The organism is Nonomuraea sp. NPDC050790, assembly GCF_044456745.1.
Classification (GTDB): Bacteria; Actinomycetota; Actinomycetes; order Streptosporangiales; family Streptosporangiaceae; genus Nonomuraea.
This window is the reverse complement of record NZ_JBITGF010000016.1, coordinates 33,530-55,188: the sequence shown is the minus strand read 5'-3', so window position 1 is coordinate 55,188 and position 21,659 is coordinate 33,530. Positions and strand designations below refer to the sequence as shown.

Genomic DNA, 21,659 nt, shown 5'->3' with positions numbered 1-21,659 from the left:
GCGTGCGGGGGGCGGGCGTTCAACCCCGGCCTCCACACGTCACTCGCCCGGCGGCCGGGATCGCCTCACACCGCACAGGCTGGAGGGCTGAAGCGGGTTGTGAGGCACGTGGCCCCGTCTCCCCTCCCCTCAGGAGGGCCACAGGAGACGGGGCCGCTTCATGCTCAGCGCGGGCCGCCGAACCGGGCGCGGATCTCGCCCGCTCGTCCGCAGCTCGGGCACGGCCGGTACCGCCACGGCAACAACACCGAGCGCAGGACGCCGCGACCGTGGCAGCGGCGGCACTTGGTGAGCGGGTGGCGTGCGCTGCTCACGGACAGGACGAAGAACGCCGCGGCGATGAGCGCGAGGATCATCAAGATCTGTTCCACGGTGGTGCTCCTTTCGAGGTAGCGGCATGACGGCGAGGTAGCGGCACCGCTACCGGCCGCGCTACCTGGTTGACGTGCGGAAACAGTCGAAGGTCGCGGGTAGCGGCGGCATGCCGGAACCCGCCTGGAGGCCCTGTGCGAGGGCGTCGAGGGTGAGCGGACGCCGCTACCCACGGGTGATCTCCCGTCTGTCCAGTAGCGCCTCGATCTCGGCGAGCTTGCAGCCCTTCAGCACCTTGCCGTCGACCTTGATGTCCTCGGACGGAACGTCGAGGCCGCGCAGCAGCGCCGAGATCGACTCTGCGGTGACGCCCTCGTACAGCTCGGGGAGCTGCTCGGCGAGGAGTTCGGCCAGGCGCTGCCACTGCACTCCGGGACGCCCTGCCGGCCATACGCGGGTGACGTCCACGAGCACGTCCAGGCGCGGTGTTTCGGCCCCGTCCGAGCCGATGACCTTTCCGCCTCGTAGGTAGGCGGCGCGGGCGAGGATTTTCGCGGCTTCCTGCTGGGTGGGGAACTGGGAGCGCACGGCGGTGGGGGCGGCGAGGCCGGTCACCATGGCCCACCCGGCGTCCAGGCCCGGCCGGTAGGAGGTGGCGGAGATGCCCGCCCGGTAGGCGCCGGTGCCGAGGATCATGTCGTTGGCGATGTGGTCCTGTACGGCCAGGCAGGCGCGCATGGTGACGCACCGGGTGATGTTCGGCGGGACGCTCTTCTTGTCGGGGATCTGGGTGGCCAGGATGACGATCAGGCCGAGGGCCCGGCCTCGTTTGATGAGCCGCTCGGCCGCCGCGGCGACCTCGGGGTTGACGAGCAGCTCGTGCGCCTCGTCGATGAGGATCACGACGGGGTGGAGGCCGACGCCGGCGGCGGCAAGCTCCGGGGTGACCTTGCCCTCGGGCGCGCGGCCTTCGGCCCGGAACTTCCTGATCCTCTTGCCGCGCCGCTCGGCCTCGGCCAGCCCCCACGCGATGATCCGGGCGCCGCCGTCGAGCGCTTCGTCGTCGACCCCGCAGTAGTACTCCGAGCAGAGTCCGTGCTCGTCGAAGTCGCCGAAGTCCGCGGTGCCCTTGAACTCGGCGATCTTGAACTCGACCGTGGGATCGAGCGCGGCGACCAGAGCGAGCGCCCGCGCGAAGTACGACTTGCCCGAGCCGGGTACGCCGCCGATCAGCCAGTTGCGGGCGAACAGCTCGGTGGCGACCGGCCGCTGCCGTTGGTCGGACCCGAAGTCCGCGGCCTCGAACACCGACGTGCGCGCGTTGTCGGCGGTCAGCGACCACTTCGGCTGACGCATCTTCGAGGCGGGCAGGTATCCCACCCACAGGTCCAGTTGCCCCTCGTGGTCCGGGCCGACGCTGGGCCACACCTGGTCCTGAGGCAGCCGCAGCGCGCTGGACAGCGCCCTCCGGGCCTCGCACACCTTCACCGCCTCGACGCCGGGCGGCAGGTTAACCCGGGCGAGCTGGCCGGGACCGTCGCGGTGGATGGAGAACGGGAACGTGATCTTGGCCGGGTCCTTGATCCCCGAGATGCCGATCGAGCACAGCGCCTCACGCACCATCTCCGCGGTCAGCTTCCGGAACCGAGTGATCACCACCGCGGGGCCGACGATCGGCCGGTCCGCGGGCGTGCCCGCCTGACCGAGCGCGAGCGTCACCCCGCCGCCTACCACCTGTAGCCACGGCGACGGCAGCGCGAGCAGCGCCCCAGCGGCCAGGCCGAGCGTGGCCGCGCTCCCGGCCAAGAACACCGGCAGCCGCCTGCGGACGTGCTCGTCGCGCATCTTGGCCAGGGTGACGTAGGCGTCCACGTCGCCCTTGACGGCCTGCTGCTTGCGCAGCGGCTTCTGCTCGGCGTCCGACATCCACCGCCACGACCCGCGCACGAGGATCCACAGCCCGCGCGGCGCCCACCACAGCGTCTTGGCGGCGTACTTCGGGCCGCGGACGGCGTGGTAGGTGCTGGTGTAGGCGATGTGGCCTGCCCACCAGCGGGCGGCGGCCTCGAAGTCGCGGCGGCTTCGCAGCCAGGCGGGCAGGATCGGGCGGCGCTTGTCCTGGCCGCGCCCGGTGATGGTGGCATAGACGGTGGCGGGCTCGTCCTCGTCGTCGGGGAGGTCTACCGGCTGGTCGGTGACGATCTCGGTGGGCTCGGTGACCACCTCCGCGTCGTACTCGCGGAGGTCGACCTCGTCGCTCGGGTTCTCCTCAGTCACGGTGCCGCCCCCTACTTGGAGGAGGCCAGCAGACGGCCGAGGTACGCCTGAACGGTGCGCGCCCGGTCCGTACCTATGGCCATCTCGTTCTTGATCGTCCGGACGCTCGGGACGTCGCCCCCGACGAGCGCGGGCAGGAACCTCGACAGCGCTACAGGGCCGAGCGGGTCGTCCCGGTCGGGGTCCGGACCGGGCTGTACCTGGCCGCTGAACGCGGGCTGGGTCACAAGTTGACCTACCGTCAGGTCACCGGCGGCGTCGATGTCGCTGACCTGTGCAGGTACGTCATCGAAGGGGTCAGGTACAGCAGGCTCGGGCAAGCCTTCCGAGTCCATCACTTCGGGAGATGCCGAAGTGATCGCGGGGGTCTCGGTGACCCTCTCGGCCTCAACCGTGGCAGTCTCGGCCACAGTTGCAGGTACAGCCGGAGCCGTAGCCAGCGCGGCGGTCGCGAACGCCGGGGACTCGCGCAGCAGCTCGTGCAGAGCGGCCAGCGCCATCACGTCCATGACGATGCTGAAGAACACCGCGGGCTCGTGGATAGGTACGGCCGGGATCGGGTCAGGTACGGCATGCAACAGCAGGTCGTAGATCCCCAGAAACGACAGGCCGAGCCCGCCGAGCACCAGGGCGAAAGTGAGCACGCGGCGGAATGGTCCCACCTTCTCCTGGCGGAGCGCCCGGAGCGCGACCGCGTGGGACTGCATCGCGGCCAGCGCGACCGGGGCGACGCCGTACAGGACCGCGAGCGGCTTGGGCAGGCTGGTGACCGTCCAGGCGTGCCAGGTGTTCATGCTCATCGACACCAGCGCCGACAGCACCAGCACGCCGATGGCCCAGATACGGCCCGGAGGGCTCGGAACGTCCCCATCCACAACGACGGGCGGGACGGGCTGGTGTTCACGACCGGAACGGCGTGAGAACCTCTTGAACACAGTCGATCTCCTCTGTGCAGGGGATTCGGTTGGAGGTCCCCGGCCGGCGGTGAGGTCGCCAGGCCGGGGACCGGCTTACGGGGTGCGGGGGCCGTACAGGAACCCGTAGACGGCCTGGCGGAGGTCCACGAGGTCGTGGCCGCCCAGCTTCGGGTAACCCGCCTGCTCGAGCACCGCGACCAGATCAGCCAGCAGCCCGATGGTGAACCGAGAGTCGTCCTCGGCCTTGGGCAACGGGTAGATGCGGGCGGTCACCGGCTGGCGCCCAAGCTGACGCCCGCCCGGTACAGCTCCATCGCGATAGCGGACGTCTCGCGCACGTCGATCGCGGCGAGGAACTCCGACCAGTCGGCGGCAGCCTGCGGGCTGATGTCGTGCTCGCGGATCCGCCCGTTGACCGGGTAGATCATGCGCAGCCACGCCTGGGCGGGCTCGTCGCCGGGCTGCTCGTTGAGGTAGGCGACGAGCGACAGACCGGTGAACTGGGCGACCACGCCGCGGTGGCTGCCCTCCCGGCAGGAGGCGGTGTGGTCGGCGGTGCACCATGCGATCCAGCAGTTCACAGCTCCGTCACCCCGCTCACCCTTCCGGCGCCCTCGGCGAGCAACTTCGCGAACTCGCGCAGACCGCGCCGGTCGTTGAGGCCGGGCCCCTCGAACAGGCCGATGACGGTCGAGATGCCGCCCGCGACGTCGTTGGACACGTCGATGTAGGCGGTGACGCCGTCGCCGGGGAACAACACCCGGATGACGGGCGGCGTGGTGTCGTCGGGGGCGTACAGGTTGACCTCGACCACGAGGTTCGGGTCGTCGAGGACCTCGATGAGGTTGATGTTCGCGAGGTGGGTGCCGCCGGGCTGCTCGTGGGTGTAAGAGCACCAGTCGTAGACGGTGCACCTCGGCGTGGTCGGCTGTAGGTTGCTGGACACGATCTCTCCCTGGTGTTGTCAGGTGATGAGGTCCCAGGCCCTCGGCCGGTGTTGGAGCACCGGTCGAGGGCCGTTCCGCTATTTCGTGCCGCCCTCGCGAGCGGTGTGGATGATGTCGAGAATGTGCCGGGCGACCTGCTCGGCCTCGGCGAGGGTCATCTGTAGCGACCATTTGTCGTTGGCGTTGTCGGAGAGGCTGACGCGCGGTTCAGCCTCTCGGTAGTGCTGGACCAACACCAGCGATGCCGAGTGCGCCATGTGGCCGGGCTCGTTGGGAGAGCCGCAGTCCTCGTACTGCATGGTGTGCGCAGGCGTACTGCGGTAGGCGCTCCAGTGGACTCGGTCGTCTGGGTGGTCGGCACCGTGATGGTCCTCGATGCACCAGGCCGGGCAGGCCGTCAGCCAGGCGGGCGAGTCGGCGGCCCGCTCGCGCTGGAATGCGTGCATGTCGCACTCGACGACGGGGGTGTTTCCGATCTTCCCTACCGGCTTCAGCGGGTAGTCGCTGCCGCCGCACACGATGCAGGCGCGGCTGTTGCGCTGTGCCATGGTGAGGCTGCGCAGGAGAGCGGGCAGATCGATGGATGGCTGCGCCGTCTCGGCGTCGGCGCAGTCGTTGGTGCTGTTGGCCTCGTCGTTGAGGGTCGTAGGGTGGGTCACTGGATCTCTTTCCTTGCAGGTTCGGGATTCCAGGGCCCGTCCCGGTGCTGCGAACACCGGGCGGGCCTTCTTGCGTAGTGGACCGTTGTTCAAATGGAGAACTTGCTTGGCTAAGTATGTTCACACTAGCGGGGTGGACACAAGAGTCTTTGAGAACTTTCTTGGCCAACGAGTTTGTGCAACCATGAGTGCATGACGACCGACGAGGAGCGCCTCCGGCGCATCCGCGCCCTGCGGACCGAGCTCGACGCCAAGCGTGCCGAGCTCTTCGCCGAGATCCATGACGCCTTCCACGAGAACCGCGGACTGCCGCAAGTGCGCGGCTGGCTCGCCAAGGTCGCCAAGGCGTCCGACTACACGCGCGAGTACGTGGCCCAGATCCGCGACGGCAAGGTGAAAGCCGACATCCCGAAGTCCTGAGCGCCAGTGAGTTAGTTAGTAAGTCGCGTGAGCCGGCCAACTCCCCCGCGGACTCATCGATGCGAGGGGCGAGCGCACAGACGGGCTCAAGAGATCCTGAACTCGCCGACCGAGCGTCCGGCCCAGAGGGCACGCCCTGGGCCGTCTGTGGGCCGTTTGAGAGCCGTCTAAGGCCAATCTCAACCAACGCCAGCAAACGTCATACTCCCAGGTAGGCGTAGGTGGCAGGCCGATAGCGCCAGGTCGGAAAGCCCCAGGATGGTGAACAGCAACTACCCGTGGCCGGACGCCCGCATCACGGTCAGCCTGTTCCCCGCGAGCCTGCCCAAACGAGGCAGCCAGTTCGATCTGGCGATCGCGGTGGCGATCCTGGGAGCGGCGGGCGTGGTGCCCGCCGAGCGCCTGGCGTCGTTCTCCTTCCTCGGCGAACTGGGCCTCGACGGCAGGCTGCGCCCGGTCCGCGGCATCCTGCCGTCCGTCCTGAGCACGGCGAAGGAGGGCGACGTCACGGTCGTGGTCGTCCCCACCGCCAACGCCGCCGAGGCAGCCCTCGTCCCCGACGTGAAGGTGGTCCCGGTCCGCGACCTCCGCCAGCTCGCCGAGTGGCTACGCAGAGGCGACGACCCCCCGGAGCCTCCCACCCCAGAACCCCCACCCCCCACCACAACCTCCGAGGTACGCCCCAGCGTCGACCTGGCCGATGTCGTGGGCCAGCCGCTGGGCAGGCGGGCCCTGGAGGTGTGCGCGGCAGGCGGCCACAACCTCTGGCTGCTGGGCCCGCCGGGCACCGGCAAGACCCTGCTGGCCGAACGCCTGCCCACTCTGCTGCCCGACCTGCCCCTGGACCACGCCCTGGAGGTGACCGCCATCCACTCGGTGGCCGGAGTCCTGCCACCCGACAGCCCCATGATGAGCAGGCCGCCGTTCGTGGCCCCGCACCACACGGCCACACCCGCGGCCATAGTCGGCGGCGGCAGCACGATCATCCGCCCAGGCGCCGCCTCCCTGGCCCACAGAGGCGTCCTGTTCCTCGACGAGGCCCCCGAGTTCCAGCGCTACGTCCTGGACTCCCTCCGCCAGCCCCTGGAGTCCGGCTACGTCACGGTCTCCAGAGCCGCAGGCTCGGTGACCTTCCCCGCCCGCTTCATGCTTGTCCTGGCCGCCAACCCCTGCCCCTGCGCACAACCGCAGGAAGGCGACCAGACATGCCGCTGCACCCCCGTGGTGAAACGCCGCTACCTGGGCAAACTGTCCGGCCCGCTGCTCGACCGCATCGACATGAAGGTCACGGTTGCCCGCTCCTCACGCAGAGAACTGATGGCCGACCGCCACTTCGTCGAGACAAGCGAGGTAGTGGCCGCCCGGGTGAAGGCGGCCAGGGCCAGAACCGCAAGTCGCCTGTCCGGCACCCCGTGGCGCACGAACGCCGAAGTCCCCTCCCCCGCCCTCCACACCGACTACCGCCCCGCCGCCGACGCCATGAAGCCCCTGACGGTCAGCCTCGACACCGGCACCCTGAGCACCCGGGGCCTGGACCGCATCATCCGAGTCGCCTGGACCCTGACGGACCTGGCTGGAAAGGAACGCCCCGAGGTGGAAGAGGTCTCGACAGCGCTCGCCCTGTGGCTGGGGGTGGGCTGATGCCAAGAAACGACGACCTGCTGGCGACGGCAGCCCTCATGCGAGCCGCGGACGCCGGCGACAAGCTCATGGGCCGCCTGGTAGCCCACTTCGGCCCCGTGGAAACCCTCCGCCTGATCCAAACCCACGCCACCTCCACCCCCACCCCAACCAACACCCCACCCACCACCCCCACCCCATCCACCTCACCAACGCACACCCCGCCCATCACCCCCACCCCATCCACCCGTCTCACCACACCCACCTGTCCCATCCACACCCCCTCCGCCTCACCCACCCACACCCCGCCCGTTCCACCCACCCACACGCCGCCCGTCTCCCCCTCTCACACGCCGCCCGTCTCCTCCACCCACACTCCGTCCACCACTCCCGCCCTGCCCGCCACTCCCTCGCTTTCCCCACTACTCCCGTCCCCGTCCGCATCCCCGACGGCGTCCTCCATGGCCACTTCCCGGGCGGCCTCCCCGCGCCCCGCCACCTCTGCCGCCAACGCTTGGACGGCAGCACTCCAACAAGTGACGCTGCCCTCGACCGCGCTCCACCGGGCCACGCGGCTCCCGACCACGCTCCGCCAGACGCCGTCGCCCCCAGCCACGCTCGACGAGGCCACGCCACCCCCATCCGCGCCTCACCATGCGACGCCGTCCCCATCCGCACTCCACGAGGCGACGCTGCCCCTGGCCTCGCTGCCCCCTGCCGCGCTCCAGCACGGTGCGTTGCCCCCGGCCGCACCGCTCCAACTCGCGGCTTCCGATACCGGGTCTTGCGCCGTGCCGTCACAGGCCGCTTCCGACGAGCCAGCCAGTCACCACCCGGGGTCTTGCTTCCGGGGCTTGCCTGAGGTGGCAGGCCCCCAGGATGTCCTGACCGGACGCATCCTCCAGGCCGGAGAGCAGGCCACCGCCTATCCCGGCGAGTGGGTACAACTCGCGAACGAGCAGCCAAACCACCCAGACGACCCCCAGTGCTGCTGCCCAGCCGGGAACGGCCAGCGAGACCAGCACCCCGGAGCCAGCGCCTCAGCCAGAGACGGCGCCGTGGCCGGAGGCGGTGCCACGACCAGGGCCAGTGCCACAGCCGGAGACGGCGCCGCAGACTGGGGAAGCGCTGCGACCGAAGACGGTCCCACAGCCTGGGGCAGCACCGCAGCCGGAGACAGTGCCACAGACTGGGGCAGCACCGCAGCCGGAGACAGTCCCGCAGACTGGGGCAGCGCCGCAGCCGGAGACAGTCCCGCAGACTGGGGCAGCGCCGTGGCCGGAGACGGTCTCGCGGCCGGAGACCTGACGGCGGCGGATGCTCAGGAGGCCAGGCTCAGGCGGCGGTTGCGGGCGTGGCAGGCGCGGCTGGAGGCCGCCGACCCGGAGGCGGACCTGGCGGCAGGAGAGCGGGCCGGCGCCCGACTGATCATTCCCGGCACCCCGGAATGGCCCACCCAGCTCGACCAACTCGGCACGAGCCGCCCCCTCGGCCTCTGGGTGAGCGGCACCGCCGACCTCCGCTACTCCTGCCTGCGTTCGGTGTCCATCGTGGGCGCCCGGGCAGCCACGCCGTACGGGATGCACGTGGCGGCTGAGTTCGCCGCGGGCATGGCCGAGTCCGGCTGGACGGTCATCTCCGGCGGCGCACTGGGCATCGACGGCGCGGCGCACCGAGGAGCCCTCGCCGCCGGAGGCACCACGATCGCCATCCTGGCCTGCGGAGTGGACATCTCCTACCCGAGCAGCCATCACGACCTGTTCACGCAGATCCGCGCGGACGGGGCGATCATCAGCGAATGCCCACCCGGAGTACACCCCACCCGAGCCCGCTTCCTGATCAGAAACCGCCTCATCGCCGCCCTTTCCCGCGGAACCCTGGTGGTGGAGGCGGCCCTGCGCAGCGGCGCGGCGAACACCGCGACCCACGCCCTGAACCTCTCCCGCCACCTGGCCGTGGTCCCAGGCCCGGTAACGTCGGAAATGTCCGCAGGCTGCCACCGCCTGCTCCGCGACCGCAAGGCCGTCTGCGTGACCACGCCCGCCGAACTCATCGACCTGGTCGGCATGATCGGCGACGACCTGGCCCCAACCCCCCGTGGCCCCGTGGTGCCTCACGACGCGCTCTCAGAGACAGCCAGAAGCGTGCTGGACGCGGTACCCGGCAGAGGTGGTGCGGGAACCGCCACCATCGCGGTAGCCGCGGGCACAGACCTCTCCACGACCCTGAGCGCGCTGGGCAGCCTGGCCGCAGCCGGCTACGTCCTCCGCACCCCAAAGGGCTGGCGCCTGAAACCGGGCGCCTTCACCCACCCCTAACCCACCCAACCCCCACCCCCCACGCCCTGCCCCCACCCAACCTCGCCGCGCCTTGGGCCACCAAGCCCATCCGCCCCGCCACCTCGGCCAAGCCCAAAACCCTGGGTCGCGGAGAGCCCCCGACTCCCGCCGACCGGGATACCTCAGCACACCCGGTCGGGCGGGCAAGCTCGCTGCCCCCTGACCGGACAAGGACCACCCGCCCCGTCAGGGAGCAGAGATCGGAACCTCCCATCCGGGTGCCCAAGGCGCGCGGGCACGCGGTCAGGGGCACAAGGGCGGGGGCATGCGAGTGTGGGCATGCGTGTGGGCACAACATGCGCATAGCGCCCTGGTAAGCGCAGACCCTGAAGGCGCGGCAGCCTGGGAAGGCGCGTGGCTACGGCGGCGGGCCCGGGAGCGTAAACGGGCCCGGGAGCGTAAACAGACGCGGGGGCGTAAACAGACGCGGGGGCGTAAACAGGCCTGGGAAGCGTAGCGGTGCGGGTTGGGGCGGTGGGGGGGAGGGTGGGCACGGTGGGTGGGGCCTCCGGGTTGTGTGGGCTCCAGAGGCCAACCGGAAAACGCGGCACCCCTACTTGGAGAAGCCCTCCTTGGGCATCTCGAGGTCGGCCTTGGCCAGTTCTTCGACGTTCACGTCCTTGAACGTCACCACCCGTACGTTCTTGACGAACCGTGCAGGCCGATACATGTCCCAAACCCACGCATCCTGCATCTTCACATCGAAGAACACATCGCCGTTCCCCGCCGTCTTCACGTCGAGATCCACCGAGTTCGTGAGGTAGAAGCGCCGCTCCGTCTCCACGACGTAGGTGAACAGGCCCACGACATCCCGGTACTCGCGGTAAAGCTGCAGCTCCATCTCGGTTTCGTACTTTTCGAGATCTTCTGCGCTCATCGCGTCCCTCCTGTAGTTCCGAGGTCAGGCAACCCCGGCCCCCATTTCATTGTCACCCATCTCCCTTGCCACATTGACGAAGGAGAACCGGTGATGCGAGCACGGACCGTGAGCTTCCAGTGCCCGCCGGTGCCGAGCGGTCGTGTACCCCTTGTGCTCGGCGAAGCCGTAGGCGGGAAACTCCGTGTCCAGCGAGACCATCATCCGGTCTCGCGTCACTTTCGCCACGATGGAGGCCGCCGCCACGCATGCGGCGACCTGGTCCCCCTTCCATACCGCCAGGGACGGCGCCGGCAGGCCCGGCACGGGAAAGCCGTCGGTCAGGATGTACTCCGGGTCTGTCGTCAACTGCGCCACCGCCCGCCGCATTCCCGCCACGTTGCACCGGTGCAGCCCGCGCGCGTCGATCTCCTGCGGCGGGATGACGACCACTCCCACGTCGGCGCTCTTGGTCACCAGGGTGTAGAGGCGCTCGCGGGTGGCGGCCGTCAGGAGTTTCGAGTCCCCCAGACCCGGAATCTCCTTGCGCAGGATCACCGCCGCGACCACCAGCGGTCCGGCACAGGCGCCGCGGCCGGCCTCGTCCACCCCTGCGATCGGGGTGAGCCCGCGGCGGGCGAGCGCTCTCTCGTAGGCGTAAAGCCCGGAATCGCGCCGGACAACGCTCGGTCGGGGGCGGAACGCAACTGTCATGACAGACGCAGCGTACGCCCCAATAGCCGCAAACGGCGACCGGAAAGAGCGGTTACTTCACCTTGTCGAAGGTCTCCGGTTTCTGGAAGATCTCGCCTCTGCCGAGCGGCCAGTAGCGCAGGAACGCCGTGCCGACCACGTCCTCCTCGGAGATCCACCCCGCGGCCCCCGCCTGCTTGACGTGGTCACGCGAGTCCTGCGACATGGAACGGTGGTCGCCCATGAGGAACAGCTTGCCCGCCGGAACCGTGTACTTGAAGTCGTCGCCCGACGGCTCGTCGTCCGGGAACAGGTAGGACTTCTCCTCCAGCGCGACGCCGTTCACCGTGACCCTGCGCTTGGAGTCGCAGCAGGCCACCTTGTCGCCGCCGACGCCGATGACGCGCTTGATGGTGTCCTGTCCGTCCCAGCCCTTGAAGACCACGATGTCGCCCCGCTCCGGCTTGCCGGCGAGCTTGTTGACGAAGACCCGGTCGTTGATCTGGAGGGTGTTCTCCATCGACTCGGAGGGGATGTAGAAGGACCCGACCACGAACGCCTGCAGCAGCAGCGCGATGCCGACGCCCAGGACCAGCAGGAGCACCGTCTCGCGGAAGCCGCCCTTTTTCTTCTGCCCGGCGGGTTCCGCCTTCTTGGTGACGGCCATCAACGCTTCCTCCTCAGCACCCACCGCCGGCGCACCAGCACCAGCGGCACCGCGAACGCGAACCCCGCGACCAGCGGTATCCCCCCGGCCATGGCCTGCAGCGCCGGCTGCGCGAACGTCTCGGGGATCGGCAGCGTCGCCGCCCGCGAGAATGGCCAGACGATGACGAACGCCCGCCCGATGACCTGGCTCTCCGGGATCGAACCGCCGCCCGGATCGCCCTGGTGGGCACGCGAGTCGAGCGAGACCACGCGGTGGTCGCCCATCACCCACAGCCGCCCCTCGGGCACGGTGATCTCGAACGGCTCCCGCGAAGGCACATTGCCCGGATACAGGTAGCCTTCCTCGTCGATCGCCACCCCGTTGACCGTGATCCGGCCCTTGGCGTCGCAGCACTTCACCTTGTCGCCGCCGACGCCGATGACCCGCTTGATGTAGTCCTTCTCACCGGGCACGACGCCGAAGGCGGTGCCGACCCAGCGGAAGAAGGCCGCGATCGGGTTCGACGGCTCCTCCATCACGAACTCGCCGTCCCAGGAGTCGACCCCCGAGAAGACCACGACGTCACCGCGCTCGATGTCGCGCGTGTGGTAGACCAGCTTGTTGACCAGGACCCTGTCGTTCTTGAGCAGGGTGTTCTCCATCGACTCAGACGGAATGTAGAACGCCTGGATCACGAACGTCTTGATGATCAAGGCCAGTACGAGGGCCACGACGACCAGGACGGGAAGTTCTTTCCAGAACGACCCTTTCTTGTCCTTCTTTTTGGGGTCCTTGGCCTTCTGAGTCTCTTCGGCGACCACGTCCACCTCGTCCTTGACAGGGCGGCGCGCTGCGCCGTTCTCCTGGCTCTCGCTAGTCATCGCTGACGAGCCTAGATGATGCATCGGCTCGACAAGCCCCGACCGACGGTACACCCGCCCGCGAGTCGCTCCATATAAAGAAAAGCCCGGTACGGCCAAGCGGTACCGGGCTTTTGGGTCGCGCCTTACTTGGCGGGCGCGCTCTCGCGCTTCTCGCGGATGCGGGCGGCCTTGCCGCGCAGGTCACGCATGTAGTAGAGCTTGGCGCGGCGGACGTCACCGCGGGTGACCAGCACGACCTTCTCGATGACCGGGCTGTGCACCGGGAAGGTGCGCTCGACGCCGACGCCGTAGCTCACCTTGCGGACGGTGAAGGTCTCGCGGGCGCCGGCGCCCTGGCGGCGCAGCACGAAGCCCTTGAAGACCTGGATACGCGACCGGTTGCCTTCGACGACTCGCACGTGAACCTCGAGCGTGTCACCGGGACGGAAGTCCGGCACGTCGCTGCGCAGGGTCGCTTTCTCGAGCTCCTGGATCTTCGTGTGCATGAGAGCTGTTTCCTCAAAGTCTTCGCGAGCACGCGGAGGTCCACCCGGCCGCGGCTCGCGGTGGACACGCCTGCTTCCATGGTGAGCCCGGGCGTCCCCCGGGCACGGCGAACCAACCACGTGACGGGTTGGCAGCGCTTCAGTTTGCCACATGTTCGCGGATGAAGCGAAACGACCCCGGCAACAGCTCAGGGGAACGGCAGGGCCACAAGGATGCCCGAAGGGACCAAGGGCAAAGCCCACGTTCAGAGGCCGGGGGCGCGCCCGAGGGGGCACAGGTGCGAAGGCGTGAGCCGGGGCCTGGGGGTGATCGGGGACCAGGAAGGGGGCAGGGCGGGAGCGGGAGAAGGCGGCAGGGCGGACGAGGAGGAGGCAGGACAAGAAGGGCGCAGGGCGGGGAGGACGCGCGCGGGGAGACGTGAGCGGGGGCCGGGAGGAGGGGGTGGGTGGGGTTGAGGTTAGGGGGTGGGTGGGGGGTGGAGGTGGTCGAGGAGGGCGCGGTCGTGCTTGTCCAGGGTTTCGGGGTCGAGGTTGGCCACCAGTTCGGGGCGGTTCGCGAGGGTACGGCGCAGCGCCTCGTCCCGGCGCCACCTGGCCACCTTCCCGTGATGCCCGCTGAGCAGCACAGGCGGGACCTCGTGCCCCCGCCACACAGGCGGCTTGGTGTAGACCGGCCCCTCCAGCAGGTTCCGCATGGAACCGGGAGCGAAGGAGTCGTCCGCCACCGAGCAGGCGTTGCCCAGCACCCCGGGCAGCAACCGGCCGATCGCCTCCACCATCACCAGTACGGCGACCTCGCCACCGGCCAGCACATAGTCGCCGATGCTCACCTCGTCCACCCGCAGGCGCGAGCCGTACTCGGTCATGACGCGGGAGTCGATGCCCTCGTAGCGCCCGCAGCAGAACAGCAGCCACTCCTCGCGCGCCAGTTCCTGCGCGAGCTCCTGCGTGAACGGCCGCCCGCTCGGCGTCGGCACGATCATGCGGGGCGCGCCGTCGCCGATCACGGTGTCGATCGCCTCGCCCCACACCTCGGGCTTCATCACCATGCCGGGGCCGCCGCCGTAGGGGGTGTCGTCGACGGTCTTGTGCACGTCGTGGGCCCAGTCGCGGAGCTGGTGGAGGCGGACGTCAAGGGTGCCGCGCTCGCGGGCCTTGCCGATCAGGGAGACGTCGAGCGGGGCGAAGTACTCGGGGAAGATCGAGAGGATGTCGAGGCGCGGCATGTCAGAGCAACCCCTCGGGCGGGTCGACGACGAGCCTGCCGCCGGCCACGTCGACCTCGGGCACCAGCGCCTTCACGAACGGGATCAGGGCGTCGTCCTGGCCGCCGCCGCGGCGTACGACGAGGAGGTCCTGGCCGTGGTGGAGCACGTCGGTCACCTCGCCCACGGCCTCGCCCGCGACGGTCACGACGGCGAGCCCGATGAGCTGGTGGTCGTGGAACTCGTCGGGGTCCTCGGAGGGCGCCACGTCGGCGGAGTCGATGACGAGCATGGTGCCGCGCAGTTCCTCGGCCGCGTCGCGCCCGGCGACGCCCTCGAAGCGCAGCAGCAGCACGTCCTTGTTCCAGCGGCGGCTCTCGACCACCAGCGGGCCGCGCGCGGCCGGGTCGGTGACCAGCGCGGTGCCGGGGGCGAAGCGCAGCTCGGGATCGTCGGTGCGCACCTCCACGGTGACGTCGCCGCGGACGCCGTGCGGACGCCCGATCCGCCCCACAACCAGCTGCACGATCTTTCCTTCTCTCCCTGTACGGCGAAGCGCCCCCACCGGAGAACCGATGAGGGCGCGGTTGAACCAGCGGGCTAACGGACCGCTTCGTTCAGGTCGAGCAGATCGACCCGGACGTACTTTCCGTCAGCCAGTGCGTTCACGACGGTGCGCAGCGCCTTGGCTGTGCGTCCGCCGCGGCCGATGACCTTGCCGAGGTCGTCGGGGTGCACCCGGACCTCGAGAACGCGCCCGCTGCGAATGCGGCGTGCGCGGACCCGGACGTCGTCAGGATGTTCGACGATGCCCTTAACGAGGTGCTCGAGAGCCTCCTCGAGCACGTCAGCCCTCGCCCTCGGTGGGGGTCTCGGCCGGCGTCTCGGCGGGGGCCTCGGCGGCCGGAGCCTCGTCCTTCTTCTTCGCCTTCTTCGGCGTGGTGCCGGAGCTGCCGGTGTCGCCACCGGACAGGGCCTCCTTGGCGGCGGCCTCGTAGACCGCGTGGCGGTCGGCGGGGGCCTCGGCCACCTTCAGCGGGGCCGGCGCGGCCTCGCCCTTGAACTTCTGCCAGTCACCGGTGAGCTTGAGCAGCTTGAGCACGGGCTCGGTCGGCTGCGCGCCCACACCCAGCCAGTAGGCGGCGCGCTCGGCGTCGATCTGGATGAGCGAAGGGTCTTCCTTCGGGTGGTACAGGCCGATCTCTTCGATCGCCCGGCCGTCACGCTTGGTGCGGCTGTCGGCGACGACGACGCGGTACTGCGGGTTGCGGATCATGCCGAGCCGCTTGAGCTTGATCTTGACTGCCACGGGTGTGGTCTCTCCTGCAATCGAGCGTGGGTGAACGGTTTGCCATCGAGTGGGGCACGATGGCGGGCCGCTCGAGGGACAGGCGTGTCCGGCGGGAGGTGAGAGGGCACCCGCCTGGTCACGGTGTTCCAACATGCCATTGTGCCAGACCGCGGGTACTGACAGCGACATGGCACGGGGGTGCGGCCGCGTGCCGTACCCCCGCGGAGAGCTACTTCTTGTCGTCGCCCGGGAGCTGGAACTTCGACGGGTCGAAGCCGGGCGGGAGCTGCAGGCCGGGCGGGAGCTTGGGAGCTCCGCCGCCGCCGAGGTTGCCGAGCAGGCCGCCCTTCTTGGGGGGCGCCGCGCCGTCCTCGGGCGAGGGGGCGGGCTTGCCCAGCGCCGCCTTGCGCGGGTCGCCGCTGACCCTGCGGCCCTTCTTGTTCTTCTTCTGCTGCTTGGCCGCCTTGTTCCTGCCGCCTGGCATGCCGGGGATGCCCATGCCGCCGGCCATCCGCTTCATCATCTTCTGGGCCTCGTAGAAGCGGGTGACGAGGTTGCTGACCGCGGTGACCGTCACGCCGGAGCCGGCGGCGATGCGGGCGCGGCGCGAGCCGTTGATGATCTTCGGGTCGCTGCGCTCGCCCGGGGTCATCGAGCGGATGATCGCGGCGATGCGGTCGAGGTCGCGGTCGTCGATCGAGTCGAGCTGGTCACGCATCTGCCCCATGCCGGGCATCATGCCGAGCAGGTTCTTGATGGGGCCCATCTTCTGGACCATCATCATCTGCTCGAGGAAGTCCTCCAGCGTGAAGTTCTCGCCCGAGGTGAGCTTGCCCGCCATCTTGGCGGCCTGCTCCTCGTCGAACGTCTTCTGCGCCTGCTCGATCAGGGTGAGGATGTCACCCATGTCGAGGATGCGGGAGGCCATCCGGTCGGGGTGGAAGGCGTCGAAGTCTTCCAGCTTCTCGCCCGTGGAGGCGAACATGATCGGCCGGCCGGTGATGTGCCGCACCGACAGGGCGGCGCCGCCGCGGGCGTCGCCGTCGAGCTTGGTCAGGACCACGCCGTCGAAGCCGACGCCCTCCATGAACGCCTGCGCGGTGGTCACCGCGTCCTGGCCGATCATGGCGTCGACCACGAAGAGGACCTCGTCGGGCGAGACCGCGTCGCGGATGTCGGCGGCCTGCTTCATCATCTCCTGGTCGATGCCCAGGCGGCCGGCGGTGTCGATGAGGACCACGTCGTGCTGCCGCTGGCGGGCCACCTCGATCGACTGCCTGGCGACCTCGATCGGGTCGCCGACGCCGTTGCCCGGCTCGGGAGCGTAGGTGACGACGCCCGCGCGCTCGCCCATGACCTGGAGCTGGTTGACCGCGTTGGGACGCTGAAGGTCCGCGGCGACCAGCATCGGCGCGTGGCCCTGCTCGCGCAGCCAGCGGGCCAGCTTGCCGGCCAGCGTCGTCTTGCCCGCGCCCTGGAGGCCGGCCAGCATGATGACCGTCGGCGGCGTCTTGGCGAGGCGGAGCCTGCGGGTCTCGCCGCCGAGGATGGCGATGAGCTCCTCGTTGACGATCTTGACGACCTGCTGGGCGGGGTTGAGCGCCTGGGAGACCTCCGCGCCGCGGGCACGCTCCTTGACCTGGGCGACGAACGCCTTGACCACCGGCAGCGCGACATCGGCCTCGAGCAGCGCGATGCGGATCTCGCGGGTGGTCGCGTCGATGTCGGCGTCGGACAGCCGACCCTTGGAACGGAGGGAGGAGAAGACCGATGTCAGCCGGTCGGAAAGCGTCTCGAACACGTGGTTGGCCAGTCCTCGATGCGGTTATGCGTGGTCTGGACCCAGCCTAGTCGCTCCTTCAGCCATTCCAGCCGGGCACGGCCATGCGTACCGTCAGGGCGTGCTCGACCAGGTGGATGAGCGCGCTCTTGACCGAGTCCTTGGACCGCGCGTCCAGGCGCACCAGCGGGATGTGCGGCGCCAGCGTGAGGGCGTCGCGCACCTCGCTGTCGCTGTGGGGGTACTGGCCGTCCCAGCCGTTGACGCCCACGACGAACGGCAGTTGCGCCTCTTCGAAGTAGTCGATCGCCGGGAAACTGTCGGCCAGGCGCCGCGTGTCGACCAGGACGACCGCGCCGATGGCGCCGCGTACCAGGTCGTCCCACATGAACCAGAACCGGTGCTGGCCCGGCGTGCCGAACAGGTAGAGGATGAGGTCCCGGTCCAGCGACACGCGGCCGAAGTCCATGGCCACGGTCGTGGTGGACTTCAGTGGTGTCATCCCGAGGTCGTCGATCCCCGCCGAGGCGTCTGTCATGACCGCCTCCGTGGTCAGCGGCATGATCTCCGACACCGCGCCGACGAACGTCGTCTTACCGACACCGAAGCCTCCGGCCACCACGATCTTCGTCGAGGTGAGGCCGGGGCTAGAGCCTGCGAAGTCCACTGAGCACCCTTTCGAGCAAAGACACGTCCGGCCTTCCTGCTTCCAGCGCTGGCTGGTGCACGCGGACCAGACCTTCTGCCGCCATGTCGGCGATCAGCACCCGCACCACGCCGAGCGGTATCCGCAGGAGCGCGGAGACCTCGGCGACCGAGCGCACCTGGCGGCACAACTGGGAGATCGCCTGGTACTCGGGGGTGATGTGCGAGAACTCCCGGTGTTCCGCCGTGGCGGAGGACACCAGCGCCTCCATGGCGAGCTTGACCCGCGGCGCCGTACGCCCGCCCGTCACCGCGTACGGGCGCACCGGCGAGGCGGGGTCGTTGTGGGGCGGCGGCGGGGGTTCCCAGCCACCGCCGCTGTTCCAACCAGGATGACTGTTCACGAGGCGTACACCTCGCAGCTATGGTCACTCACGGTGATCACCGGGTCTGGCTGGCGCGCAGTTCGGCGCGTACCGCTGGGGTCAGCACCTGCCCGGCACGGTCCACCATCAGGGTCATCTGGTAGGCGACCAGCCCCATGTCGCAGTCGGGGGCGGCCAGGACCGCGAGGCACGAGCCATCGCTGATCGACATGATCAGCATGAGACCGCGTTCCATCTCCACGATGGTCTGGTTGACCACCCCGCCCTCGAAGACCCGGGCGGCGCCCTGGGTCAGGCTGATCAGCCCGGAGGCGATCGCGGCCAGTTGGTCGGCCCTGTCCGTCGGGAAGCCGGCGGAGGCCGCGAGCGGTAACCCATCGGAAGAGACCACAACAGCATGGGCGACCCCGGGAACGGTGCTGACGAAATCGGTGATCAGCCAGTCGACCCCGCGCGCCGCGTGGCTCAGGTCGTTCATTCGCCCTCCTCCCTGCTATCAACGTGCTTCGAGCCAGGGGGATACGCCCTGCCTTCGCTGATGTCATCACGTGCTGCTCGGAAGCCCTGCTGGAAACTGCTCAGCCGGCTGCGCACCCGGTCGGGCGAGACGTGGCGTACCGGCGCCACGCCCTTGGGCGCGCTGGCGGTGTCGGCCGAGCCCGGCACCAGGTTGGCCTTGGGGACGCGCTTCGGCAGCCCGGCCGCCGTTGGCGCGTCTCGCACCGGCTCGCGTACGGCTTCCGCCGCGCTCCAGCCCGCGTCGGCCTTGGTGGAGCCCCAGTTGCCGCCGCCGTTGTCGTTGTGCTCGAACCAGGCGGACTCGACCGAGGCGAAGATCGGCAGGAACTCGTCGCCCTGGTTGACCGCCGGGATGGGTCCCGTGGCGGCCGACTCGGTCTCGGGGAAGTCGTAGCGGTTCGGCGGACGCTGCGACTGCTGCTGCTCGCGGTTGAACGACCAGGTGGACACCTCCTCGGAGGGAGGCGCGGGCTGGCGCTTGGGCAGCGGGGGCTCGTTGCCCCAGCCGCCGTTGTTGCGGGAGGGCACCCACACGTCCGAGGTGTCGGGTCCGCCGCCGCGCGGGTCGGAGGGCCAGCCGCCGTTGCCGGCTCCGCTGGGCACGCCGCCGCCGCTGGGCACGCCGCCACCGTGCACTCCACCACCGTGTACGCCACCGCCGCCGGCGGGGACGCCGCCCTCGGAGGGCCACTGGGGCATCGACGGCCACGAGCCGCCGGACGGGTTCGACGGGAAGGACGGGTGGCCGGAGGGCATCTGCTGCCCCCACTGCATGGGCTGGCCGTTGAACGGCTCCACCACGGGCGCGTGCGGGGGCGGCGCGCCGATCGGGCCCGGACCTCCGCTGCCGGCGCCGGCCATGGCGGCGGCCTGGGCGCCGAGCAGCGCCTCCGGCAGCAGGACCATGGCGGTCAGCCCGCCGGAGCCGTGGGGACGCAGTTGCACGCGGATGCCGTGGCGGTGGGCCAGGCGGGCGACCACGAACAGGCCCATGCGGCGCGAGACGGAGACGTCGACCGTGGGCGCGTCAGTGAGGCGGTCGTTGGCCTGGGCCAGTTCGTCGCCGGTCATGCCGATGCCGGAGTCGGTGATCGACAGCATGACGCCACCGCCGTCGATGCGGCTGCCCGAGACGGTGACGCGGGTCTCGCGGGGCGAGAACGACAGGGCGTTCTCGACCAGCTCGGCCAGCAGGTGGATGACGTCGTTGACGGCCTGTCCGGCGACGGAGACGCCGTCGGGCACCTGGAGGACGACGCGCTCGTAGTTCTCGACCTCCGACAGGGAGGCGCGGGCGACGTCGACCAGCTTGACCGGCTGGCTCCAGCGGCGCGGCGGGTCCTGCCCGGCGAGGACCAGGAGGTTCTCGCTGTTGCGGCGCATGCGGGTGGCGAGGTGGTCGAGCTTGAACAGGTTGGCCAGCCGGCTCTCGTCCTGCTCGCCCTGCTCCAGGCCGTCGATGAGGGTGATCTGGCGCTCGACGAGGGTCTGGGAGCGGCGCGAGAGGTTGACGAACATGGCGTTGACGTTGCTCCGGAGCCTGGACTCCTCGCCGGCCAGCCGTACCGCCTCGCGGTGGACCTCGTCGAAGGCGCGGGCGACCTCACCGATCTCGTCCTCGGACACGACGCCGATGGGCGGCACGTCCGGCGTGCTGGCGTCGACGGTCTCGCGCATGGTGCGCACGGTGTCGGGCAGGCGCTGGCCGGCGATCTGCAGGGCCTCGCTGCGCAGCCTGCGCAGCGGGCTGACCAGCGAGCGCGCCATCAGGGTGGTGACGATCAGGACCAGGATCAGCAGGAGGCCGGAGCCGACGGCGGCGAACAGCGCGGAGGTCTGGGCGGAGTCCTTGAGCCCGCGGCTCTGCACGTTGATCGACTGCGACAGCCGCTTCTCCACGGTGCGCATGCCGTCGATGGCGCCGGTGATCGACTCGAACCAGCGGTCGGCGTCGGCGCGGGTCCTGGACTCGAGGTCGATGGGGCTGCCTTCCGCGGCCTGCGACAGCGCGCGCAGGCGGAACAGCGCCGCGCGGTCGACGTCGGCGCCGGTGACGGTGTCCTCGTAGAACTGCAGCTCGTCGATGGAGGCGATCGAGCGGAAGGCCGAGGTCTCGCTCTCCTGCTGGGCGCGGGCGCCGGTGAAGGCTTCCTGCTCGCCGGTCTGGAACCTGGTGGTCGTGGCGGCGGCGGCCAGCAGTCCGCGCTGCTGGGAGGCGGCGTCCTTGGCGCGGGTCAGGGCGCTGAAGGCCCGGACGCTGTTGCTCAGGGTCTCGTCGACGTCGCCCTGGCCGATCTCGTCGTGGAACTTCTGGAGCACGTCGATGATCTGGGAGTACTTGCGCATCGTGGGCAGCGCGGGCAGTTGCGACTTGATGACCGTGTCGCGGGCGAAGGCGATCTCTTCAAGGCGGCCCTGCATCTGCTGGACCATGAGGCGCACGCTCTCGCCGTGCGCGTCGGAGATGACCGACGCTCTCTGCCGGAACTTGCCCACGGCCACGTCAACGGGGCTGAACGTGCTGCGTAAGTCCGCTTCGGCCGGCTTGCGGCGACCGGCGGCGACGTACAGGACGGCGCGGTCACGTTCCAGTGCGAGCTCGTGGGCGAGCTCGGTGATGGAATCCCCCAATTCCGCCTTTTCCAGGACACGCTGATATGCGTTGGCCCGGCCGATGGAGTCCACGATCTGCAGGCCGCCGATCCACACACCGACGGCGGTCGGGACGGCGATGAGCGCGATGAGACGCCATCGCACTCGCCAGTTGCGGAGTCG

At 69.8% G+C, this 21,659-nt stretch carries 24 protein-coding genes; 3 read left to right on the top strand and 21 right to left on the bottom strand.

Features of this window, described 5'->3' with window-relative positions:
• Nucleotides 1-164: 164 nt before the first annotated feature.
• The 7 genes from ACIBEJ_RS48555 to ACIBEJ_RS48525 all read right to left on the bottom strand — a co-directional run bounded on the left by ACIBEJ_RS48555 (nt 165) and on the right by ACIBEJ_RS48525 (nt 5,112).
• Complete coding sequence (locus ACIBEJ_RS48555) at nt 165-371, bottom strand: hypothetical protein (protein ID WP_397189820.1); 207 nt, start codon at nt 369-371, stop codon at nt 165-167.
• A 166-nt stretch (nt 372-537) separates the two neighbouring features.
• A complete protein-coding gene (locus ACIBEJ_RS48550; protein ID WP_397189819.1) occupies nt 538-2,589 on the bottom strand; it encodes a hypothetical protein in 2,052 nt (683 codons plus the stop codon).
• 11 nt (nt 2,590-2,600) lie between these two features.
• Nucleotides 2,601-3,524 (bottom strand): hypothetical protein, encoded by a 924-nt coding sequence (locus ACIBEJ_RS48545; protein WP_397189818.1) that lies wholly within the window; start codon nt 3,522-3,524, stop codon nt 2,601-2,603.
• A gap of 75 nt (nt 3,525-3,599) precedes the next feature.
• Nucleotides 3,600-3,779, bottom strand: coding sequence for a hypothetical protein (locus ACIBEJ_RS48540; RefSeq protein ID WP_397189817.1), 180 nt, complete (start codon nt 3,777-3,779; stop codon nt 3,600-3,602).
• On the bottom strand, nt 3,776-4,087 hold the full coding sequence (locus ACIBEJ_RS48535; RefSeq protein WP_397189816.1) for a hypothetical protein: 312 nt from the start codon (nt 4,085-4,087) through the stop codon (nt 3,776-3,778). Before ACIBEJ_RS48535 ends, ACIBEJ_RS48540 begins: the two co-directional genes overlap by 4 nt.
• Complete coding sequence (locus ACIBEJ_RS48530; RefSeq protein ID WP_397189815.1) at nt 4,084-4,452, bottom strand: hypothetical protein; 369 nt, start codon at nt 4,450-4,452, stop codon at nt 4,084-4,086. Before ACIBEJ_RS48530 ends, ACIBEJ_RS48535 begins: the two co-directional genes overlap by 4 nt.
• A gap of 78 nt (nt 4,453-4,530) precedes the next feature.
• On the bottom strand, nt 4,531-5,112 hold the full coding sequence (locus ACIBEJ_RS48525; protein ID WP_397189814.1) for a DUF6907 domain-containing protein: 582 nt from the start codon (nt 5,110-5,112) through the stop codon (nt 4,531-4,533).
• A 192-nt stretch (nt 5,113-5,304) separates the two neighbouring features.
• Between ACIBEJ_RS48525 and ACIBEJ_RS48520 the strand changes: the two genes are divergently transcribed.
• The 3 genes from ACIBEJ_RS48520 (at nt 5,305) to dprA (ending at nt 9,470) form a co-directional block, all read left to right on the top strand.
• Complete coding sequence (locus ACIBEJ_RS48520; RefSeq protein ID WP_397189813.1) at nt 5,305-5,532, top strand: hypothetical protein; 228 nt, start codon at nt 5,305-5,307, stop codon at nt 5,530-5,532.
• Between the two features lie 258 nt (nt 5,533-5,790).
• Nucleotides 5,791-7,173: a YifB family Mg chelatase-like AAA ATPase gene (locus ACIBEJ_RS48515; RefSeq protein WP_397189812.1), complete on the top strand. Its 1,383-nt coding sequence runs from the start codon at nt 5,791-5,793 to the stop codon at nt 7,171-7,173.
• A 1,253-nt stretch (nt 7,174-8,426) separates the two neighbouring features.
• Complete coding sequence (gene dprA / locus ACIBEJ_RS48510) at nt 8,427-9,470, top strand: DNA-processing protein DprA (protein ID WP_397189811.1); 1,044 nt, start codon at nt 8,427-8,429, stop codon at nt 9,468-9,470.
• Nucleotides 9,471-10,044: 574 nt separating this feature from the next.
• Here dprA and ACIBEJ_RS48505 read toward each other — a convergent pair.
• The 14 genes from ACIBEJ_RS48505 to ACIBEJ_RS48440 form a co-directional block, all read right to left on the bottom strand.
• Nucleotides 10,045-10,368 carry a DUF2469 domain-containing protein gene (locus ACIBEJ_RS48505; RefSeq protein WP_184965553.1) on the bottom strand — a complete coding sequence of 108 codons (324 nt, stop codon included), beginning with the start codon at nt 10,366-10,368 and terminating at the stop codon, nt 10,045-10,047.
• A gap of 24 nt (nt 10,369-10,392) precedes the next feature.
• Nucleotides 10,393-11,061: a ribonuclease HII gene (locus ACIBEJ_RS48500; protein ID WP_397189810.1), complete on the bottom strand. Its 669-nt coding sequence runs from the start codon at nt 11,059-11,061 to the stop codon at nt 10,393-10,395.
• Nucleotides 11,062-11,113: 52 nt separating this feature from the next.
• Nucleotides 11,114-11,707: a signal peptidase I gene (lepB, locus tag ACIBEJ_RS48495; RefSeq protein ID WP_397189809.1), complete on the bottom strand. Its 594-nt coding sequence runs from the start codon at nt 11,705-11,707 to the stop codon at nt 11,114-11,116.
• A complete protein-coding gene (gene lepB, locus ACIBEJ_RS48490; protein ID WP_397189808.1) occupies nt 11,707-12,570 on the bottom strand; it encodes a signal peptidase I in 864 nt (287 codons plus the stop codon). Before lepB (ACIBEJ_RS48490) ends, lepB (ACIBEJ_RS48495) begins: the two co-directional genes overlap by 1 nt.
• A gap of 125 nt (nt 12,571-12,695) precedes the next feature.
• The gene (gene rplS, locus ACIBEJ_RS48485; RefSeq protein ID WP_397189807.1) at nt 12,696-13,058 is read right to left on the bottom strand and encodes a 50S ribosomal protein L19; all 363 of its coding nucleotides are present in this window, start codon (nt 13,056-13,058) and stop codon (nt 12,696-12,698) included.
• A gap of 458 nt (nt 13,059-13,516) precedes the next feature.
• On the bottom strand, nt 13,517-14,284 hold the full coding sequence (trmD, locus tag ACIBEJ_RS48480) for a tRNA (guanosine(37)-N1)-methyltransferase TrmD (RefSeq protein ID WP_397189806.1): 768 nt from the start codon (nt 14,282-14,284) through the stop codon (nt 13,517-13,519).
• A gap of 1 nt (nt 14,285) precedes the next feature.
• On the bottom strand, nt 14,286-14,789 hold the full coding sequence (gene rimM / locus ACIBEJ_RS48475) for a ribosome maturation factor RimM (protein WP_397189805.1): 504 nt from the start codon (nt 14,787-14,789) through the stop codon (nt 14,286-14,288).
• Between the two features lie 74 nt (nt 14,790-14,863).
• A complete protein-coding gene (locus ACIBEJ_RS48470; RefSeq protein WP_397189804.1) occupies nt 14,864-15,109 on the bottom strand; it encodes an RNA-binding protein in 246 nt (81 codons plus the stop codon).
• A gap of 1 nt (nt 15,110) precedes the next feature.
• Nucleotides 15,111-15,572, bottom strand: a complete 462-nt coding sequence (rpsP, locus tag ACIBEJ_RS48465) for a 30S ribosomal protein S16 (RefSeq protein WP_397189803.1) — start codon at nt 15,570-15,572, stop codon at nt 15,111-15,113.
• 211 nt (nt 15,573-15,783) lie between these two features.
• A complete protein-coding gene (gene ffh, locus ACIBEJ_RS48460; protein ID WP_397189802.1) occupies nt 15,784-17,355 on the bottom strand; it encodes a signal recognition particle protein in 1,572 nt (523 codons plus the stop codon).
• Between the two features lie 58 nt (nt 17,356-17,413).
• The gene (locus ACIBEJ_RS48455) at nt 17,414-18,001 is read right to left on the bottom strand and encodes a GTP-binding protein (RefSeq protein WP_397189801.1); all 588 of its coding nucleotides are present in this window, start codon (nt 17,999-18,001) and stop codon (nt 17,414-17,416) included.
• Nucleotides 17,982-18,383: a DUF742 domain-containing protein gene (locus tag ACIBEJ_RS48450; protein WP_397189800.1), complete on the bottom strand. Its 402-nt coding sequence runs from the start codon at nt 18,381-18,383 to the stop codon at nt 17,982-17,984. Before ACIBEJ_RS48450 ends, ACIBEJ_RS48455 begins: the two co-directional genes overlap by 20 nt.
• A 37-nt stretch (nt 18,384-18,420) precedes the next feature.
• Entirely contained in the window at nt 18,421-18,843 is a 423-nt protein-coding gene (locus tag ACIBEJ_RS48445; RefSeq protein ID WP_184965570.1) for a roadblock/LC7 domain-containing protein, read from the bottom strand.
• Nucleotides 18,840-21,641 (bottom strand): nitrate- and nitrite sensing domain-containing protein, encoded by a 2,802-nt coding sequence (locus tag ACIBEJ_RS48440; RefSeq protein WP_397189799.1) that lies wholly within the window; start codon nt 21,639-21,641, stop codon nt 18,840-18,842. The genes ACIBEJ_RS48445 and ACIBEJ_RS48440 overlap by 4 nt, the downstream gene beginning before the upstream one ends.
• Nucleotides 21,642-21,659: the final 18 nt, after the last annotated feature.

Excerpts from the sequence above, each read along its gene's own strand:
- ACIBEJ_RS48515 (WP_397189812.1), top strand. The coding sequence starts at position 5,791 with ATGGTGAACAGCAACTACCCGTGGCCGGACGCCCGCATCACGGTCAGC.
- lepB (WP_397189809.1), bottom strand. The coding sequence starts at position 11,707 with ATGGCCGTCACCAAGAAGGCGGAACCCGCCGGGCAGAAGAAAAAGGGC.
- lepB (WP_397189808.1), bottom strand. The coding sequence starts at position 12,570 with ATGACTAGCGAGAGCCAGGAGAACGGCGCAGCGCGCCGCCCTGTCAAG.
- ACIBEJ_RS48445 (WP_184965570.1), bottom strand. The coding sequence starts at position 18,843 with ATGAACGACCTGAGCCACGCGGCGCGCGGGGTCGACTGGCTGATCACC.
- ACIBEJ_RS48505 (WP_184965553.1), bottom strand. The coding sequence starts at position 10,368 with ATGAGCGCAGAAGATCTCGAAAAGTACGAAACCGAGATGGAGCTGCAG.
- rplS (WP_397189807.1), bottom strand. The coding sequence starts at position 13,058 with ATGCACACGAAGATCCAGGAGCTCGAGAAAGCGACCCTGCGCAGCGAC.
- ACIBEJ_RS48500 (WP_397189810.1), bottom strand. The coding sequence starts at position 11,061 with ATGACAGTTGCGTTCCGCCCCCGACCGAGCGTTGTCCGGCGCGATTCC.
- trmD (WP_397189806.1), bottom strand. The coding sequence starts at position 14,284 with ATGCCGCGCCTCGACATCCTCTCGATCTTCCCCGAGTACTTCGCCCCG.
- ACIBEJ_RS48520 (WP_397189813.1), top strand. The coding sequence starts at position 5,305 with ATGACGACCGACGAGGAGCGCCTCCGGCGCATCCGCGCCCTGCGGACC.